At 71.3% G+C, this 17,082-nt stretch carries 21 protein-coding genes; 1 reads left to right on the forward strand and 20 read right to left on the reverse strand.

Annotation, left to right across the window (positions count from 1 at the left end; translation table 11 throughout):
- The first annotated feature begins 96 nt into the window (after positions 1–96).
- The gene (locus TTY48_RS19645; protein ID WP_220659311.1) at positions 97–1,386 is read left to right on the forward strand and encodes a hypothetical protein; all 1,290 of its coding nucleotides are present in this window, start codon (positions 97–99) and stop codon (positions 1,384–1,386) included.
- A gap of 4 nt (positions 1,387–1,390) precedes the next feature.
- On the opposite strand, the gene dprA is transcribed toward TTY48_RS19645, so the two are convergent.
- The 20 genes from dprA to rpsP form a co-directional block, all read right to left on the reverse strand.
- Entirely contained in the window at positions 1,391–2,563 is a 1,173-nt protein-coding gene (dprA, locus tag TTY48_RS19650; protein WP_220659312.1) for a DNA-processing protein DprA, read from the reverse strand.
- Positions 2,560–4,071 (reverse strand): YifB family Mg chelatase-like AAA ATPase, encoded by a 1,512-nt coding sequence (locus TTY48_RS19655; protein WP_220659643.1) that lies wholly within the window; start codon positions 4,069–4,071, stop codon positions 2,560–2,562. Before TTY48_RS19655 ends, dprA begins: the two co-directional genes overlap by 4 nt.
- Positions 4,072–4,073: 2 nt before the next feature.
- Positions 4,074–4,442, reverse strand: a complete 369-nt coding sequence (locus TTY48_RS19660) for a YraN family protein (RefSeq protein WP_255585841.1) — start codon at positions 4,440–4,442, stop codon at positions 4,074–4,076.
- Between the two features lie 108 nt (positions 4,443–4,550).
- Positions 4,551–5,123, reverse strand: coding sequence for a TetR/AcrR family transcriptional regulator (locus tag TTY48_RS19665; protein WP_220659313.1), 573 nt, complete (start codon positions 5,121–5,123; stop codon positions 4,551–4,553).
- Positions 5,124–5,127: 4 nt separating this feature from the next.
- Positions 5,128–5,775, reverse strand: a complete 648-nt coding sequence (gene ribB / locus TTY48_RS19670) for a 3,4-dihydroxy-2-butanone-4-phosphate synthase (protein ID WP_255585842.1) — start codon at positions 5,773–5,775, stop codon at positions 5,128–5,130.
- Between the two features lie 10 nt (positions 5,776–5,785).
- The gene (locus TTY48_RS19675) at positions 5,786–6,994 is read right to left on the reverse strand and encodes an MFS transporter (RefSeq protein WP_220659314.1); all 1,209 of its coding nucleotides are present in this window, start codon (positions 6,992–6,994) and stop codon (positions 5,786–5,788) included.
- A 156-nt stretch (positions 6,995–7,150) separates the two neighbouring features.
- The gene (locus tag TTY48_RS19680; protein WP_220659315.1) at positions 7,151–7,456 is read right to left on the reverse strand and encodes a DUF2469 domain-containing protein; all 306 of its coding nucleotides are present in this window, start codon (positions 7,454–7,456) and stop codon (positions 7,151–7,153) included.
- Positions 7,457–7,499: 43 nt separating this feature from the next.
- On the reverse strand, positions 7,500–8,186 hold the full coding sequence (locus TTY48_RS19685; RefSeq protein WP_220659316.1) for a ribonuclease HII: 687 nt from the start codon (positions 8,184–8,186) through the stop codon (positions 7,500–7,502).
- Positions 8,187–8,191: 5 nt separating this feature from the next.
- Complete coding sequence (gene lepB, locus TTY48_RS19690) at positions 8,192–9,052, reverse strand: signal peptidase I (protein ID WP_220659317.1); 861 nt, start codon at positions 9,050–9,052, stop codon at positions 8,192–8,194.
- A 63-nt stretch (positions 9,053–9,115) separates the two neighbouring features.
- A complete protein-coding gene (gene rplS / locus TTY48_RS19695; protein ID WP_013126282.1) occupies positions 9,116–9,457 on the reverse strand; it encodes a 50S ribosomal protein L19 in 342 nt (113 codons plus the stop codon).
- A 55-nt stretch (positions 9,458–9,512) separates the two neighbouring features.
- Positions 9,513–10,496 carry a hypothetical protein gene (locus TTY48_RS19700; RefSeq protein ID WP_220659318.1) on the reverse strand — a complete coding sequence of 328 codons (984 nt, stop codon included), beginning with the start codon at positions 10,494–10,496 and terminating at the stop codon, positions 9,513–9,515.
- Between the two features lie 122 nt (positions 10,497–10,618).
- On the reverse strand, positions 10,619–13,063 hold the full coding sequence (locus TTY48_RS19705) for a Tex family protein (protein ID WP_255585843.1): 2,445 nt from the start codon (positions 13,061–13,063) through the stop codon (positions 10,619–10,621).
- Positions 13,064–13,072: 9 nt separating this feature from the next.
- Positions 13,073–13,492, reverse strand: a complete 420-nt coding sequence (locus TTY48_RS19710; protein ID WP_220659319.1) for a hypothetical protein — start codon at positions 13,490–13,492, stop codon at positions 13,073–13,075.
- Entirely contained in the window at positions 13,476–14,357 is an 882-nt protein-coding gene (locus TTY48_RS19715) for a hypothetical protein (protein WP_220659320.1), read from the reverse strand. The genes TTY48_RS19710 and TTY48_RS19715 overlap by 17 nt, the downstream gene beginning before the upstream one ends.
- A complete protein-coding gene (locus TTY48_RS19720; RefSeq protein ID WP_220659321.1) occupies positions 14,354–14,632 on the reverse strand; it encodes a hypothetical protein in 279 nt (92 codons plus the stop codon). Before TTY48_RS19720 ends, TTY48_RS19715 begins: the two co-directional genes overlap by 4 nt.
- Positions 14,629–14,931, reverse strand: a complete 303-nt coding sequence (locus tag TTY48_RS19725) for a YbaB/EbfC family nucleoid-associated protein (RefSeq protein ID WP_220659322.1) — start codon at positions 14,929–14,931, stop codon at positions 14,629–14,631. The genes TTY48_RS19720 and TTY48_RS19725 overlap by 4 nt, the downstream gene beginning before the upstream one ends.
- Before the next feature lie 124 nt (positions 14,932–15,055).
- Complete coding sequence (gene trmD, locus TTY48_RS19730; protein WP_220659323.1) at positions 15,056–15,745, reverse strand: tRNA (guanosine(37)-N1)-methyltransferase TrmD; 690 nt, start codon at positions 15,743–15,745, stop codon at positions 15,056–15,058.
- Positions 15,745–16,266, reverse strand: coding sequence for a ribosome maturation factor RimM (gene rimM / locus TTY48_RS19735; RefSeq protein ID WP_220659324.1), 522 nt, complete (start codon positions 16,264–16,266; stop codon positions 15,745–15,747). Before rimM ends, trmD begins: the two co-directional genes overlap by 1 nt.
- Positions 16,267–16,270: 4 nt before the next feature.
- The gene (locus TTY48_RS19740) at positions 16,271–16,519 is read right to left on the reverse strand and encodes an RNA-binding protein (protein WP_013126270.1); all 249 of its coding nucleotides are present in this window, start codon (positions 16,517–16,519) and stop codon (positions 16,271–16,273) included.
- On the reverse strand, positions 16,519–17,010 hold the full coding sequence (gene rpsP, locus TTY48_RS19745; protein ID WP_220659325.1) for a 30S ribosomal protein S16: 492 nt from the start codon (positions 17,008–17,010) through the stop codon (positions 16,519–16,521). Before rpsP ends, TTY48_RS19740 begins: the two co-directional genes overlap by 1 nt.
- Positions 17,011–17,082 lie beyond the last annotated feature (72 nt).

Below are 17,082 nucleotides of genomic sequence, written 5' to 3' on the forward strand. Positions count from 1 at the left end.
GCCCGCCGGACCGGTGCCGAATATCGGTACACCGTCCGGTATGCCGTCGCTCACAGATTGTGGCGCGCAATCCGGAGCCCACCTAGCGTGAACTACATGCGATCCGCAACTAACGTCTCCCCGGGATTCATCCGCCCTCTGGCGACAACGGAGTCCTTCTTCACACTCGGCGGCGGAATGTACGTCGGCTACGGCGTCGTCGCCGACGGGCCGGTGGACCTCGAAGCCCTCCGTGCGGCCGCCGCGCGACTCAGCGCCGCCTACCCCGGGCTGCGGGCGCGGATCACCGTGGAAGATCCGATGACTGGCGCGTTCGTCGCGAACGACGGCGCTGCGCCGATCGCAGTGTCGAGCTCGATCGGTGAGCCCACCGGGTTGGCGCCCCTGAAGGAACTGTCGATCGCGCAGAATCGCGCGATCGCCGAGATCCACGTGGTCACCGGCTCTGGCACCGAGCAGGCCGTGTACCTCCTGGTGCACCACGCGCTCGCGGACGGCCACCACGCACTCGCGCTACTCCAGGCGCTGTGGACCTCCTACACCGCGATCGTCACGGGCGGCGACGGCGTGCTCGACGAGCGGTCGCAGTTCCCCATCGCCCTCGAGGACTTCCTCGCCGAGCGCGGCTTCCCGACCGAGCTCCCGATCGAGGCCGCTGCGACCTCGACGGTCGATCCTGCCGACGCTCCGAGCGCCACCGCCGCGACCGGTACCGACGCGGCGCCCGATTCCGGAATGCCCGCGCTGCACCGCGCCCAGCTCTCCGCCACCGAGACCGCAGCGCTCATCGCGTACGGCCACCGCGCCGGCCGCACCGTGAACCAACTCGTCTCGGCGGCGTTCATCGCCGCCTCCGCCACGGTCCGCGGGCTCGGCGCGTCCCGCATCCTCTACGGCTACCCGGTCGACCTGCGCCGCCGCCTCGGCGAGCCCGCCGCCGGCTTCACCGACATCACCAATGCGCTCGGCATGGCCTTCTTCCAGGCGGATTCCGACGAGGCGAGCCTCGACGAGCTCGCGGCGCAGGTGGGCGCCGGACTCGCGCGAGATCTGGACGCGGGCACGGTCCAGCGGCCGATGTCGATGGCCTTCGGTGCCGAGATCCCCGAGGACTGCGCGGTCGCCGTGATCACCAACTGGGGACCCGTGCCGCACCTGCCCACGCCGGACGGTCTCTCCCTCACCGAGTTCCTCCCCGCGTTCCACCTCGACGTGCCCGCGGCACCCGGCGGTGCGGACTGGAGCGCTCTGGCGGCGAAGATGACCTTCGCCATCGTCTCCTCATTCGACGGCCGGCTCAACGTGGACCTGTCCGGCGGCGCCGAATCGGCCGAACTCGCCACCGAGCTCCTGCGGAACCTGCGCGCGTTCGCGCTGACGGACTGATCGTTCACCGGTCCCCCGCATCGGCGGATGACCGGAGGCGCCACAGCGCACCGTCTTTGGTGATCAGCCCCTTGGCGTCGAGCATCGCGAGGTGCCCGAGCACGGCGCGGGCGGGGAGGCCCGCGACGGCCGCCACCTCCGAGGCCGGCAGGCCCGAGCGCGCCGGCAGCGCGTCGTAGACGCGGAGCTCGGCCGGGCCCAGGCCGTCCGTCGGGCGCGCGGTAACCGCGCGTTCAGCTGCCAGCTCGCCGATCCGGCCCACCTCCTCGACCACCTCCGCCGATCGGGTCACCAGTCGGGCACCGTCGCGGATCAGCCGATGGCAGGTGACGGAGGTCGCCACGGTGATCGGACCGGGCACCGCGCACACCGGGACGTCACGACGCTTCGCCCAGGTAGCCGTGTTCCGGGTGCCCGACCGCAATCCGGCCTCGATCACCACCACTCCCCCGGGAACGGTGCCCACCATCCGATTCCGTTGCAGGAATCGATGCTTGGCCGGCACCGTACCGGGCGGATACTCCGAGACCACCGCACCGTCCTCCCCGATCCGCCGGAACAGCCGAGCGTGTCCCGCGGGATACGGACGGTCCACCCCGCCCGCCACGAAGGCCACGGTCGGACCGCCGGCGGCGAGGGCGGCGCGGTGCGCCACTCCGTCGATGCCGTAGGCCCCACCCGAGACGATCGTGAAGCCCTCCGCCGACAGATCGCCCGCGAACTGGTCGGCCACCCGCTCCCCGTAACCCGACGGTGCGCGCGTCCCCACCATCGCCACCGACCGGTCCAGGAGCTCGTCCAAACGGCCCTGCCCCACCACCCACAGCGCCAGCGGTCGCAGCTCACGCCACTGGTCCTCGTGATCCATGGCAGGAGTTCGCTCCCGCGCGTGCAGCACGGAAAGGCGGTACTCCGGCCATTCCTCGTCGTCCGGCGTCACCAGGCGCCCACCGAGGTGCCCGACGTGGGCGAGATCCGCCTCGGCGCGGTCCCGGTCGGCGCGGGCGGACGTCGCCTCGGCCACGTCCTCGAAGCCCGACGGGAATTCCCTGCGCCGCACAGCCTGTGCCGCGGCCTCCGGCCCCACCGTGTCGACCAGCGCGATCAGTGGCGCACACGGCGGTTCCGCGACCCGACTCAGATACGCCCACGCGCGCCGCGCCCCGTCGCCCGTCATCGTCCGTCCCGGAATCCCAGAGCCTGTACCACTTCCGGTTCGCCCGGCCGGTCCAGACCGGACAGGTCGGCAAGCGACCACGCCACCCGCAGGCACCGGTCGGCCCCTCGCGCGGTGATCCTGCCCTCGCGTAAGTACGCCTCCAAGGGCTGTAAGGCGGTCCGCGCCAACCGGAACCTGCGCCGCAGCACCACCCCCGGTACCTCGGAATTGGTGAGCCACCCCTCCGCCGCCCATCGCTCCGCCGCCGCCTCGCGCGCCGCCCGCACCCGTGCCCTGATCGCGGCGCTCGACTCACCCACCTCGTCGTCCTCGTGCAATGCGCCGGTGCCCGGCGGTTCCATGCGCACCCACAGGTCGACCCGGTCGAGCAGCGGTCCCGACAGTCTGCCGAGATAGCGGCGGCGCACCGTGGCGGTGCAGGTGCAGTCGCTGTCCCGCGCCGGGGCGCACGGGCAGGGGTTCGCCGCCAGAACCAGTTGGAACCGCGACGGGTACTTCACCACGCCGTCGCGCCGCGCCAGCCGGATCTGCCCCTCCTCCAGCGGGGTCCGCAGGGCCTCCAGGGATTTCGGGCCCATCTCGGCGCATTCGTCGAGGAAGAGCACGCCGCGGTGTGCGAGCGAGACCGCGCCGGGCTTGGCGAGTCCGCTGCCGCCACCCACCAGCGCGCTCACCGATGAGGTCTGGTGCGGAGCCACGAACGGCGGCACCGTGATCAACGGCCGATCCGCCCGCAGGTTCCCGACGATCGAGTGAATGGCACTCACTTCCAACGCCTCCCGCCTCCCCAGCGGTGGCAGGATCCCCGGCAGCCGCGACGCGAGCATCGTCTTCCCGATCCCCGGCGGTCCGGTGAGCATCACGTGGTGCGCTCCCGCGGCCGCCACTTCGAGCGCGAACTTCGCCTCGGGCTGCCCCACCACGTCCGCCAGGTCTGCGGCGCACGGTTCGTCGGTACCCGTCACCGAACCCGTCGGCTCGACGAGCGCCCCCTCCCCCGCGAGCCAGGCCACCACATCGGCCAGATGCGGGACGCCGAGCACCTCGATGCCGTCGACGAGGCCCGCCTCATCGAGATTCCCGAGCGGCACGAGGGCGCGAGTGAATCCGGATTCCTTCGCGGCCAACACGGCGGGAAGAACGCCCCGCACGGGCCGAACCCGGCCGTCGAGCGCGAGTTCGCCGAGCAGAACGCACCCGGCGAGCCGGGGTTCGGGAACGCGTTCGGCCGCGCGCAGGATGGCCACGGCGAGCGGCAGGTCGTACACCGATCCCACTTTGGGCAGCGTGGCCGGCGATAGGGCGAGCGTGATCCGGGTATCGGGGAACTTCAGGCCGATGTTGACGATGGCCGCCCGCACCCGGTCGCGCGACTCCTGCAGCACCGTGTCGGGCAGGCCCACCAGGTGCACGGCCGGGAGTCCGCCGCCGATGCAGCCCTCGATCTCGACCACGGCACCGTCGATCCCGGTGATCGCCACCGAGTGCACCTTGCTCAGCGCCACCATCAGGCCACCCCTGCCCGGTATTCGAGGGTCACCGGTCCGCCGGGCGGGGTGAACACCGAGGCCACGTCGATCCGGATGCGCTGGAACGCCCCCTCCCGCTCGGCCAGCCATCGGGCCGTGAGCGCCCGCAACTGCGCGACCTTCCGTGGGGTCACCGCGTCGAATCCGCTGCCGTAGGCCGTGCCCGACCTCGTCTTCACCTCGACCACCGCGAGCACACCGTCCGCGGACTGCGCGATCACATCCAGCTCGCCCCGCAGTCCCCCGCCGGAGTACCGCCAGTTCCGGTCCAGCACCCGCCACCCGTGCCCGGACAGGTACTCGCACACCAGGTCCTCGCCGGCGCGGCCCACCTCGTTGTTGCCCATGCATCGATCGTGCGCCGCGCAACCGACCGGAACTCCACGCGAGGACTCCCCTGTGGAGAAACGGAAGTTTCATACCCAAACTGGGGACGGATGGGCCGCGATGACCGCTCAGCCTCGGAGGAATCGCCCCGCGAGCAAACGGATCTCGGCCGCGTCACCGCGCCACCCCTGTGCCAGGACGCGGTACACCACCGGGCCCACCAGCTCGGCCGCCGCGCGTCGGCGATCCATCGCCGCGGGCAGTGCGCCGGCATCCTGTACCCGGGCGATCACCGCCTCGGCGGCGTCTCCCAAGGGATCGGCCCCGGCGATCAAGGCGGCCACCGCGGCGTCGTGCTGCGCCTCGCCGATCAGCGCGCGATACGCCAGCCCCGCATCGGACACGGTGAGGAAACGCACCACCGCAGCGAGGAAGCACTCGATGTCCGCGAGGGGCGTGGGCTGCGGATCCACCGCCAGTTCACGGACCGCGTCGGCGGCGCTGGCCTCCAGCAGGATCTCCGCCTTCGTCGACCACCACCGGTACACGGTCTGCCGCCCCACCCCGGCACGCTCGGCGATGCCCTTCATCGTCATCGCGGCGTAACCCTGCTCGACGAGCATGTCGTCTACCGCGCGCAGCACGGCCACCCGGGCCTCCTCGCTGCGCGGGCGGCCGACCGGCCTCTCCGTCCGCGTCATGGCGTCACCGTAACAGCGCCACGTCCGGCCGTTCCGGACGTGTGCCCCAGCGGGCGTCGCGCACCTGGTCGACCGAGATCAGCGGGAGCCCCGCGAACCGCTCGGCGCCCCGGACCTCGTGCAACCGCACCATCTCGCCGTCGTCGTGCACCAGTTCGCCCAGAGCACCGACCGGCGGGAGGCCGGCGAGCGCGAGCAGATCGACGGTGGCCTCGGTGTGGCCGCCGCGCTCGGCGGTGCCTCCGGGCCGGGCGCGCAGGGGCACGATGTGCCCCGGCCGCAACAGGTCCGACGGTGTGGTGGCCGGGTGGGCCAGCGCCGCGAGCGTGAGCGCTCGATCGGTGGCGGAGATCCCCGTGCTCACCACATCGCGGGCGTCCACGGTGACCGTGTACGCCGTCCGATGCGGATCCTCGTTGCGGTCGGTCATCGGTGCCAGCCCGAGCCTGTCCGCTCGCTCGGCGGTCATCGGGGCGCAGAGGAAGCCCGAGGTGTGCCGGATCATCCAGCCGACGGTGGCCGGGGTGGCGGTCGTCGCGGCGATGATCGCGTCGACCTCGTTCTCCCGGCGGGTGTCGTCGGCCACGAGGATCACCGCACCGCGGCGGAGCTGCGCGACGGCGGCGTCGATCGAATCGACAGCGATGTCCATCGATCCTCCGTCAGTTCCCGGCGGCGACGGCCGTGCGCGACGACCGCAGTTCCATCACGCCCGTGAGGCCGGCCAGCACGGCGACGGCGACCGCGAACACCAATCCGGCATCGCGCAGGCCGATCACCGCCGACAGCGCGCCGACGCCGATCGCGGGCACCGCGAGCATCAGGTACAACCCGGCGAAGAACGACGAGGAGACCTCGGCGCGATGGGCGGGCGGCACCTGCTCGACGGTGGTCGCGATGCCGGCGTTCAGGCAGAGGCCACCCGAGAGGCCGAGCACCACGGCGGCGGCGATGAGCGCCGCGAGAGAGTTCACCAGGAGGGCGACGGCGAGCAGGACGGCGGCTCCCACGAGGCCTGCGCAACCGGCGGGAAGTGCGGTGCGGGGCTTCATCCGGCGGGCGGCGAGCTGACCGATCGCCATGCCCGCGAAGGCCAGGAAGACCTCGAACCCAGCGAGCGAATGGCTCGGCAAGTGCAGGTACTCCGCTAGGAACAACGCCGAGACCGCGGTGAGGACGCCGGTCACGGCGAAGGCGGATCCCGCGGCGAGCACGGCACGCACGAAGGCACCGTGGATCTCGGCGGGCACGCGCAGGCGACGGGAACGCACGCGCCACGTTCCGGCCGCGGCCGCCCTGGGCGCGTACAGCCACAGGCCGGCGAAGGCCAGCAGCGACAGCGCGAGGTGCACCACGAAGGGCACCGTCAGTGGGGCCGAGGTGAGGTCGGCGAGGACACCCGCCAGGAGGGTACCCAGGGCGAGTCCGCCGGTGTTCACGCCGACCGCGAGAGCGCCCGCTGAGGCCTTCCGCTCGGGCGCGAACAGGTCGATCACGGCGGCCGTGCCGGCCCCGCTCATCAGTCCGGCCCCCAGACCGGAGATGACGCGGGCCACGATGAGCAGCGGCAGCGAGGGCGGCAGCAGGAACAGCGCCGCGCTCACGACGGCCATGGTGACGGCGAGCAGCAGCACTGGCCGGCGGCCGATCTCGTCCGAGAGCCGCCCGAAGACGGTGAGCGCACCGACCACGCCGAGCGCGTACACCGCGAAGAGCACGGTGACGATGAGCGAGCTGAATCCCAGCTGCGCGGCGTAGATCGAATAGAGCGGCGTCGGCAGAGTGGTCCCCATCATGACGACGAGGAAGGCGAATGCGGTGGTGGCCACGGCCGGCGCCGTCCGGACGTGCCGCGTTGTCAGTTCAATCATGCTTATCCTTCAATATCGAGACAATGTGACTCGATTCAGGATCGTAGCAGATTCGGGACACTGTGCACCGTTATCTTTCGATGGACCCGGGACGACGAGAAAGACCCAGGCACCGCCCGGTTCGGGCGGTGCCTGGGTCGCGAGGAACGAACGGGATCAGTCCGGCAGGCGCAGATCCGGCTTGTCGAGCTCCTCGATGTTGACGTCCTTGAACGTGACCACGCGAGCCTGCTTGAGGAAGCGGGCGGGACGGTACATGTCCCACACCCAGGCGTCCGTCATGTGCACCTCGAAGTACACCTCGCCGTCCGCGTTCCGCGGAATCAGATCCACCCCGTTGGCCAGGTAGAACCTGCGCTCGGTCTCCACCACGTAGGTGAACTGGCTCAGCACGTCCTTGTACTCGCGGTACATGGACAGCTCCATCGCGGTCTCGTACTTCTCGAGATCCTCTGCGCTCACCGGGGCCTCCTCACCTGTCACCGAACGGACGAACCCGCTCAGACTATCGCGCCGCGGCCGATCGCTCATTCGACGTGGCTTTGAGGGCGGCGCGCACGTTCTGATAGCGCATCCGGTGTTGATCGCTCGGGCCCAGCTCGCCCAGCGCCGCCATGTGCGCCGCCGTCGAGTAGCCCTTGTGCACCGCGAAGCCGTATCCGTCGTAGTCGGCGTCGAGCTCGGCCATCACCCGGTCCCGCGTCACCTTGGCCAGCACGCTGGCCGCGGCGATGCACGACGCCGAGGCGTCGCCCCCGATCACCGGCAACGACGGAATGCCCAGTCCCGGAACGGTGAACCCGTCGATGAGCACGTACCCCGGGGCCACGGGCAGGGTCGCGATGGCGCGGCGCATGCCGGAGATGTTGGCCACGTGCACACCGAGCCGGTCGACCTCGGGCGCGGGGATGGTGACCACCGACCAGCCGACGGCGTGCTTGAGGATCTCGGGATACAGCCTCTCGCGGGCGATCTCACTGAGTTTCTTCGAGTCGTCGAGCCGCGCCAGCGAAGGCGGGATCTTCGCGGGAAGGATGCACGCGGCCACCGTCATCGGCCCGGCGCAGGCGCCGCGTCCGGCCTCGTCGATCCCGGCCACGGGGCCGAGCCCGGCGCGGCCGAGCACCGTCTCCATCGTCGACAGTCCGGACGATGACCGCACCACCGGGCGCGGCGGCCAACGGTCGCGCACGCGGATCAGCCCTGCTGCGGGTTGATCGCCTTGACGGTCTGCCAGCGGCTGAACGGGTAGATGATCGCGGCGACCTTGCCGCGGATGTCCGCCTTGGGCACGGTGCCCTGCAGCTCGTCCTCGATGTGATAGCGCGAGTCCCGCGAGAACAGGCGGTTGTCGCCCATCATGAAGACATTGCCCTGCGGGACGGTGATCGGGCCGAAGGCGCCGGTATCACCGTCATAACGCTGCATCGGCCAGCACTGGTTCGCCGCGGCGTAGCGCTTGGCGTTCTCCTCCAGGTAGGGCTCGTTGAGCTTCTTGCCGTTCACGGTGAGACCCGTCCCCGGCTTGCACTCGATGGTCTGGCCGCCCACCGCGATCACGCGCTTGACGAGATCGTTCTCGTTCGGCGGCTGCAGCCCCACGTACGAGAGCGCCTCCTGCACACCGCGGATGAGGGTGTTGTCGGACCGGACCTTCTGCACCGGCTCCATACCCCAGGACGTGGTGGGCCCCTTGAAGACGATCACGTCGCCGGGCTGCGGATCACCGGTGAAGTAGCTGATCTTCTGCGTCACGATCCGGTCGCCCGTGCAGCCCTCACAGCCGATGAGCGTGGGCTCCATCGACTCCGAGGGCACGTACCACTGGCGGCCGACGAAGGTCTGCAGGCAGAAACTCAGGACCAGCGCGACGACGAGCACGACGGCCACTTCCAGCGGCCAGTTCGTCTTCTTCTGCTTCTTCTCGTCCGCATCACCGGCCACGGCCGCGGGCGCCGCGTGGCGGGCCGGCTCCTCGGCCCCGGATACGGAGGAACCCCCGGCCGACGTCGAATCGTCGGGCTCGGGGGTCTCCTGGGAGTTCGTCTGCTCGGGCACGGGATACACCCTACCGAGCGGGCGAGGCGGCGCGATCCACCCGGACCGCGACCCGCGCTGAGGTCAGCGCTTCTCCTTGATCTTGGCGGCCTTGCCGCGCAGGTCGCGCAGGTAGTACAGCTTCGCGCGACGCACGTCACCGCGGGTGAGGACGTCGATCTTGGCGATGTTCGGGGAGTGCACGGGGAAGGTGCGCTCCACACCGACGCCGAAGGACACCTTGCGCACCGTGAAGGTCTCGCGGATGCCGCCACCCTGGCGGCGGATCACGACGCCCTTGAACACCTGGACGCGCTCCTTCGAGCCCTCGATCACCTTGACGTGAACGTCGAGGGTGTCGCCGGGGCGGAAGTCGGGCACATCGCTGCGCAGGGACTGCTGGTCAATGAAGTCGAGCGTGTTCATCGCTTGATCACCGTTTCTTACATCTTCTTCGCGAGCAGAGGACCCTGGCGTCCCGTCACGACGGCTGTCGTGGGGGCTCGACCGGTTCGTACTCCTGGCTTGTCGACTGCCGGGCAGTCGGATAGGCCCGGGCAGCACGCAGCCCAGGCAACCTGTTGATTGTGCCAGATCGGCGCCGCTTTCCGGAAATCGTGAGGCGACTGGCCATGGAGCGGGGCCGCCGGGGCGGCAAGGGCGCGGGCACGACGGTGCGGTCGAGCTCCTTCTCGGTGTCCTCGCGCAGGTGCGGCAGGAGGTCGGGACGGCCGGCCATCAGGTCCTGAACGGCGATCTTCGCGCGGATCAGCGGTCGCCGCAGCCGCCGCTCGCGGCGCAGCGCCCGCAACATCCGGCGCGAATCCCGGTCGTAGCGCCAGCGCGCCCACGGCGCGCCCGGGCGGGACAGCCGCACGGCGCCGATCAACAGCAGCGGGAAGAAGAACAACCCGAGCAGCCCGGTCCAGATCTTCCCCTTGAGCAGTACGATCGCCGCAGTACCGAGGCTGACCAGCGCGAAGCCGATCTGCGCCGTCCGCCCGGAGGAATCCCGGAAACCGGCGACGTCCACCAGATCGAGCGGACGCAGCCCGAGCAGCAGCAGGCCCGTCATCGCGATCGCCACGAAGACCGCGTCCACGGACGTGCGCCCCTCGTCCTGCCAGTAGACGTCGCGCAGATAGAGGATCAGCGCGAACTCATCGAGGATCAGGGCGGCACCGAGGCCGAAGATCCCGGCGAGCACCGCCGCTGTCGTCTGCGTGGCGGTGCCGAAGTTCGCGATCAACCCCACCGCAGATCCCAGGCACAGGATCACGCCGAAGACCACGTGGTGCACGTGCAACCCGCCGGGCCGGACGTTGCCGAACCACCAGCGCACCTGCGCCCGGATCAGTCGGACGCTGGCACGGATGCACAGGAAGCCCACGATCAGCCCGACGAAGAAGGCGAACAGCGGCAGCCGTCCCGCCTCCACGATGTCGCGGGTGAACCAAGTGGACATGTCTCCAACCTAGCGCCGGATTCGGGCATACCAGGTCACAGCGGCGATCGAAGGTCGACACGGCACCCGGGGCCTCGCGCACGACGCGGTCGCGAGGTGCCCCGGCGCCGTCGATCGTGGGCCTACTTGCCGAAGCCGGCCTTCCGCAGCGCATCGGCCATGGAGCCCGACGGTGCGGACTGCCCGCTCCGCTGGCCGCGGTTCTGCTGGCCCCGGTTCTGGCCGCCCTGTCCCCCGCGGGACTGGCCGCCCTGCCGTCCGCCACCGGGCTGACCGCCCTGCCGTCCCCCACCGGGCTGACCGCCCCGGGACGGTCCGCGCTGCCCGTCGCGGGACCCGCCGCCCCGCTGACCGCGCTCCTTGGGGGCGGCGTCGTCGTTCAGACGGAGAGACAGGCCGATGCGCTGGCGCTCGACGTCCACGTCGACCACCTTGACCTTGACCACCTGACCGGACTTGACCACCTCGTGCGGATCGGAGACGTACCGATCCGACATCGCGGAGACGTGCACGAGGCCGTCCTGGTGCACGCCCACATCGACGAAGGCGCCGAACGCGGCGACATTGGTGACCACGCCCTCGAGCACCATGCCTGGCTTGAGGTCGGAGACCTTCTCCACACCGGCGGCGAAGGTCGCGGTGGCGAACGCGGGACGCGGGTCGCGGCCGGGCTTGTCCAGCTCGGCGAGGATGTCGGTCACCGTCGGGACGCCGAACCGCTCGTCGGCCAACTCGGCCGCGATGTCGGCGGGCCGCAGCTTCGCCAGCGCGGCGCTGTTGCCGATCAGTTCGGCAAGCTGCAGCCCGGAGCGGTCGAGGATCTTCCGCACCACCGGGTACGCCTCGGGGTGTACCCCGGAGGCGTCGAGCGGATCGTCGCCGCCCCGGATCCGGAGGAACCCGGCGCACTGCTCGAAGGCCTTGGGCCCCAGGCGCGGCACCTCCAGCAGGCCCTTGCGGCTCCGGAACGCGCCCGACTTGTCGCGGTACGCCACGATCGCGGCGGCGAGCCCCTCGGACACGCCCGAGACGCGGGCCAGCAGCGGCACAGAGGCGGTGTTGAGGTCGACGCCGACGGCGTTCACCGCGTCCTCCACCACGGCGTCGAGGCTCTTCGCGAGGCTCGCCTGCGAGACGTCGTGCTGGTACTGACCCACGCCGATCGACTTGGGGTCGATCTTCACCAGCTCGGCCAGTGGATCCTGCAGGCGCCGGGCGATGGAGACCGCCCCGCGGAGGGAGACGTCCATATCGGGCAGTTCGGCGCTCGCGTACTCGGACGCCGAGTAGATCGACGCGCCGGCCTCGCTGACCACGGCCTTCGCCGGGACGCGGGCACCGGTCTTCTTGATCTCGCCGAGCAGCTCGGTGGTGAGGGCGTCGGTCTCGCGGGAGGCCGTGCCGTTGCCGATGGCGACCAGATCCACATCGTGGCGGGCGATCAACGCACCGAGCAGCGCCTTGGACTTGTCCCACTGGTTCTGCGGCTGATGCGGGTAGATGATCAGGGTGTCGAGCACCTTGCCGGTGCCGTCCACCACGGCGGTCTTGACGCCGTTGCGGAAGCCGGGGTCGAGACCGAGGGTGGGACGGGTGCCGGCGGGTGCAGCCAGCAGCAGATCCTTGAGGTTGGTGGCGAAGACGGTGACGGCGTCGTCCTCGGCGCGCTGGCGCAGCCGGGTGCGGGCGTCGACGGTGGCCGAGACCATCAGCTTCGTGCGCCAGGCCCAGCGGACCACGGTGCCGAGCCACTTGTCGGCGGCGCGTCCCTGGTTCGCGACGCCGAGCGTGCGCGCGACCATCGCCTCGTAGCCCGCGTCCTCACCGCCGTCGAAGGTCAGCGAGAGCACCTCCTCCTTCTCGCCGCGCAGCACGGCGAGCACACGGTGGCTGGGCATCTGGTCGAGCGGCTCCGAGAACTCGAAGTAGTCGCGGAACTTCTGCGCCTTCTGCGGATCGGCGCCCTCGCGGACCGCGGTGCGCAGGGTGGAATCGGCCCAGAACTTCTCGCGCACCGTGCCCACCAACTCGGCGTCCTCGGCGGCCCGTTCCACCAGGATGTGGCGGGCGCCCTCCAGCGCCGCGGCGGCGTCGGCGACCTCACCCGTGACGAAGCCCGCGGCCAGCTCCTCCGGCACCAGGGTCGGATCGGCGAGCAGCTGCTCGGCCAGCGGCTGCAGGCCGTTCTCCCGCGCGATCTGCGCCTTGGTGCGGCGCTTGGTCTTGTACGGCAGGTAGATGTCCTCGACGCGCGCCTTGGTCTCGGCCGCGAGCAGTGCGGCGCGGATCTCGGGGGTCAGCTTGCCCTGCTCCTCGATCGACGCGAGCACTGCGGCGCGGCGATCGTCGAGCTCGCGCAGGTAGCCGAGGCGCTCCTCCAGCAGGCGCAGCTGCGCATCGTCGAGGCTGCCGGTGACCTCCTTGCGGTACCGGGCGATGAACGGCACCGTCGAGCCCTCGTCCAACAGCCGCACCGTGGCGGCCACCTGCCCCTCCTCGACCGACAGTTCGGCGGCGATGCGAGCGGAAACGGAGATCTCGGGCGTGTTCGGCAGCTTCGAATTCACCCGGCCACCCTACCGACGCCCACCGACGAGAACCGCGAGCACCGGCTCCGTCGCGCCGCACACCATCACCGCCTCGTAGGCGACGTCGGCGAGCCCGGCGCCGCCGTCGCGCACCAGGAAATGCAGCGCGGACAGGGCCCGGGCCGCCTGGAATCCCAGGACGTACCCGGTGTGGTCGCCGTCGGCGCGGCAGGCGTGCGCGTCGCGGTCCAGTGCGTCGACCGCAACCGCGAGCCGCTGCGCCTCCCCCCGCCGACAGCCGGGCGCCCGCATCTCGTCCAGCAGCACCGTGCCGGTGCCGTCGAGGCGAGCGTCGGCGGTGCGGTCGAGCGCGTCCGCCGCCACCGACAGGGCCACGGTGTGGCGACGGTCCGCAGGTACCGCCGCGATCGCCTCCGCGAGATCCGGGAGGCTAGCTGAGCGATGCATCGTCGTTCTCCCAGGTCGAGGAATCCCAGGCATCGGTCGCCCAGGAGGGGTGGAATCCCAACGCCCGCAGGTGATCGCACACATCGGGAGGTGGTTCGACCGCACCCACCACCGCCCCGGGTTCGAACCCGTGCGCGGCGCAGAAGGTGGCGATCGACAGTTCCGGCCAGATCTCGTTGCCCGCGGCCATCTCGCCGTCGAGGAGCGCGATGCCGGGGCGGAGGTAGCCGTCGAGCTCGGTGGTGCCGATCAGGCGCCAGGGCCGTCCCGCCTCGTCGGTGACGGCGGCCACGGCGAGCCGGGTCCAGCCCCGGGCCGGCCCCTCGATACCGCTGCACAACTCGCGCAGGCGCAGGTCGAGATCCTGCGGGGCCGCACCCGGTAGGTCGTAGCGGGTGGCGCGATGCACTCCGCCCGCGGATGCTCCGGCCCGCATCATCGCGCCCATGGGTGCGAACCCGCCGGCCGCAGCGCCGTGCCCGGCCGCAAGGTCGGCCGAGCTCCGCTCGGCGGCCTGGGCGGCGTCCTCGGCCTCCGCGCGGCCACGGAGATCGGCCAGCCCGGCGGCCTGGTCGGCGGCGGGGTCGCCAGGTGGCGCTTGCCCCTTCGCCTCCAGCCGGGCGAGCGCGGTGCGCGCCGCCACGCCGGTGAGAACCGTCTGCGTCTGCTCCACCAGGGCCGCGTAATCGGACACGAAATCGATGCGGGCGGCGGCGAGTTCGGCCGCACCGCGCAGGCCGTGCGAGGGCGCGCGCACCCCCAGTTCGGCGGCGATCCTGCGGGCCGCATCGTCGGCCCGGAGGTATCCCTCGGGATCGTCGGTAGCGATGCCGGGTTCACGCGGCCAGAACTCGGCGACGGTCATCGCGCCGTCGCGATCTGCTCGGCGCCGGAGGTGTCGGTGGCGATCACGTCCCGCGCTCCGGCGCGGATCCGGGCGGCGAGATCGTGCAGCTCGGCGACCGCGGCCCGGTGTGCGGCTCGGGCGGCGGCATCGGATCGCTGCGGGAGGTCGCCGAGGGCACGGGCGTAGCGGTCGTCGGGAAGCGGCAGGTCCGGCGGCTCCGGGAGACCCGCGGCGAGCTCGTCGACCGCGCGGGCCGCGCGCTCCCAGGCGCCGGGATCGAGCTCGAAGCTCATCGCGGCACCGCCGCCAGCTCGGCCCGGGACCGGTAGTGCTCCTCCAACGAATCCGCTGCGCGCCCGGCGAGTTCGGCGATCAGCGCACCCAGCCGCTCGGGCGGGTGGGCGCGCGGCGTACCCGGTGCCAGGTCGACGCCGACCACGTGCCCCCGGACGTCGACGGTGACCGCGACCAGCCGGTCGTTCGAGCGTGCGGTGACCCGGGCGCTCCGGAACTCCTCGTCGAGCGCGGCGAGTGCCGCCTCCCGGCGTTCCACCTCGGCCAGCAGCGCCTCGGCACCCCTGATGTCGGACATGACTCCCCCAAGTCCGCGGGCGCCCCCACGCCCGCTGCGGCACCATCTTCCCCTGCCGCGTGCCCGACGCGGCGGATTTCGGCGATTTCCTCCACCCCGCGGCGTGCGCGGGGCGCGATGGATCTCAGTCGGCGAGAAGATCGGGGCGACGCTCGGCGGTCCGCTCCCGGGACTGTTCGCGTCGCCACGCGGCGACCTTGGCGTGATCCCCGGACAGCAGGACCGGCGGCACCGTCAGATCGCGCCAGGTCTCGGGGCGGGTGTAGGAGGGGCCCTCGAGCAGTCCCTCGGCGCCCTCGGAGAAGGAGTCGTCGTGGTGCGAGAGCTTGTTGCCGAGCACCCCGGGGATCAGCCGGGCGAAGGCCTCGACCATGACCAGGGTGGCCACCTCTCCGCCGATCAGCACGTAGTCGCCGATGGACACCTCGACCACGCGAACGCGGCGGGCGGCGTCGTCGAAGACGCGCTGATCGATGCCCTCGTAGCGGCCACAGGCGAAGACGATGTGCTGCTCGGTGGCCCAGTCGCGCGCCATCGCCTGCGTGAACGGGACGCCCGCGGGGGTAGGCACCACGAGCAGGGCGTCGTCGGGGCAGACGTCGTCGAGCGCGGGGCCCCAGACGGTGGGCTTCATGACCATGCCCGGTCCGCCGCCGTAGGGCGAATCGTCGACGGCCTTGTGCACGTCGTGGGTCCAGTCGCGCAGGTCGTGCACGCCGAACTCGAGCAGCCCCTTGTCGACTGCCTTGCCGAGCAGCGCCTGCTGCAGTGGCGCAAGGTATTCGGGGAAGATGGTGACGACGTCGATGCGCATTACTCGGGGTCCAGCAGGCCCTCGGGTGCGTCCACCTCGACGAAGCCGCCGGCCACGTCGATCGTCGGGACGATGGCGGTGACGAACGGGATCAGGATCTCGCGGCCGTCGGGCGCCTTCACCGACAACAGCTCGCCGCCGGGCGGGTGCAGCACCTCGGCGATGACGCCCACCTCCTCGCCGTCGACGGTGCGCACGGCCAGGCCCTCGAGCTCGTGGTCGTAGAACTCGTCCGGGTCGTCGCTGGGGATCACGTCGGCGGAGTCGATAAGGAAGAGCGTGCCGCGAAGTTCGTCGGCGGCGGTGCGGTCGTTCACGCCCTCCAGACGCACCAGCAGCCTCCCGGAATGCTCCCGGGAGGCTGCCACGGTGTACGTCTGGGTGTTCTTCTCGCGGGGGCGCCGTCCGGTGAGGACGGCGCCGTCCGCGAAGCGGAGCTCGGGCGAATCGGTGCGCACGTCCACGACGATCTCGCCGCGGATGCCGTGCGACTTGGCGACCCGCCCGATCACGAGCTCCATCGGGTCAGCGGACCCGATCGGTGTCGACGACGTCGATCCGGATGCCCTTGCCACCGATGCCGGTGACGAGGGTGCGCAGGGCGGTGGCGGTGCGGCCGCTGCGGCCGATCACCTTGCCCAGGTCGTCCGGGTTCACGTGGACCTCGATCACGCGGCCACGACGGCCGGTGATCAGGTCGACGCGGACGTCGTCCGGGTTCGACACGATGCCGCGAACGAGGTGCTCAACGGCATCGGCGACGACGGCGCTCATTACTCGGCAGCCGGGGCGGTCTCGGCCGGAGCGGCCTCGGCGGGCGCCTCAGCAGCGGCCTCGGCGGCCGGAGCCTCCGCGGGCGCCTCGGCGGCGGCCTTCTTCTCGGCCTTCTTCTTGGCCGTGGTGGCCGCAGCGCTCGGCTCCTTGTCGGCCTCGGCGAGGGCGGCGTTGAACAGGTCCAGCTTGGACGGCTTCTCGGCGGCCTTCTTCAGGGTGCCCTCGGCGCCGGGGAGGCCCTTGAACTTCTGCCAGTCACCGGTGACCTTCAGGAGGGCGAGCACGGGCTCGGTCGGCTGCGCGCCGACACCCAGCCAGTACTGAGCGCGCTCCGAGTCGATCTCGATGAGCGACGGCTCCTCCTTGGGGTGGTACTTGCCGATCGACTCGATCGCACGGCCGTTGCGGCGGGTGCGGGCGTCGGCGATCACGACGCGGTACTGCGGGTTGCGGATCTTGCCGAGCCGCGTGAGCTTGATCTTGACAGACATCTGCTGTGTTCCTCTTACGTTGTAGTCACTGTGCAATTCAGCGATGCGCCTGGATGGCGCACCCGGTTTTGC

The organism is Tsukamurella sp. TY48 (assembly GCF_019656655.1).
Classification (GTDB): Bacteria; Actinomycetota; Actinomycetes; order Mycobacteriales; family Mycobacteriaceae; genus Tsukamurella; species Tsukamurella strandjordii.

What these genes read in the sequence shown, in the direction of transcription:
- rpsP (WP_220659325.1), bottom strand. Translation starts at nt 17,010, where the DNA reads ATGTCTGTCAAGATCAAGCTCACGCGGCTCGGCAAGATCCGCAACCCG.
- TTY48_RS19665 (WP_220659313.1), bottom strand. Translation starts at nt 5,123, where the DNA reads ATGACGCGGACGGAGAGGCCGGTCGGCCGCCCGCGCAGCGAGGAGGCC.
- TTY48_RS19740 (WP_013126270.1), bottom strand. Translation starts at nt 16,519, where the DNA reads ATGAGCGCCGTCGTCGCCGATGCCGTTGAGCACCTCGTTCGCGGCATC.
- ribB (WP_255585842.1), bottom strand. Translation starts at nt 5,775, where the DNA reads ATGGACATCGCTGTCGATTCGATCGACGCCGCCGTCGCGCAGCTCCGC.
- TTY48_RS19645 (WP_220659311.1), top strand. Translation starts at nt 97, where the DNA reads ATGCGATCCGCAACTAACGTCTCCCCGGGATTCATCCGCCCTCTGGCG.
- trmD (WP_220659323.1), bottom strand. Translation starts at nt 15,745, where the DNA reads ATGCGCATCGACGTCGTCACCATCTTCCCCGAATACCTTGCGCCACTG.
- TTY48_RS19675 (WP_220659314.1), bottom strand. Translation starts at nt 6,994, where the DNA reads ATGATTGAACTGACAACGCGGCACGTCCGGACGGCGCCGGCCGTGGCC.
- dprA (WP_220659312.1), bottom strand. Translation starts at nt 2,563, where the DNA reads ATGACGGGCGACGGGGCGCGGCGCGCGTGGGCGTATCTGAGTCGGGTC.
- rplS (WP_013126282.1), bottom strand. Translation starts at nt 9,457, where the DNA reads ATGAACACGCTCGACTTCATTGACCAGCAGTCCCTGCGCAGCGATGTG.
- TTY48_RS19725 (WP_220659322.1), bottom strand. Translation starts at nt 14,931, where the DNA reads ATGTCCGACATCAGGGGTGCCGAGGCGCTGCTGGCCGAGGTGGAACGC.
- TTY48_RS19660 (WP_255585841.1), bottom strand. Translation starts at nt 4,442, where the DNA reads ATGGGCAACAACGAGGTGGGCCGCGCCGGCGAGGACCTGGTGTGCGAG.
- TTY48_RS19710 (WP_220659319.1), bottom strand. Translation starts at nt 13,492, where the DNA reads ATGCATCGCTCAGCTAGCCTCCCGGATCTCGCGGAGGCGATCGCGGCG.
- TTY48_RS19715 (WP_220659320.1), bottom strand. Translation starts at nt 14,357, where the DNA reads ATGACCGTCGCCGAGTTCTGGCCGCGTGAACCCGGCATCGCTACCGAC.
- rimM (WP_220659324.1), bottom strand. Translation starts at nt 16,266, where the DNA reads ATGGAGCTCGTGATCGGGCGGGTCGCCAAGTCGCACGGCATCCGCGGC.
- TTY48_RS19720 (WP_220659321.1), bottom strand. Translation starts at nt 14,632, where the DNA reads ATGAGCTTCGAGCTCGATCCCGGCGCCTGGGAGCGCGCGGCCCGCGCG.
- TTY48_RS19700 (WP_220659318.1), bottom strand. Translation starts at nt 10,496, where the DNA reads ATGTCCACTTGGTTCACCCGCGACATCGTGGAGGCGGGACGGCTGCCG.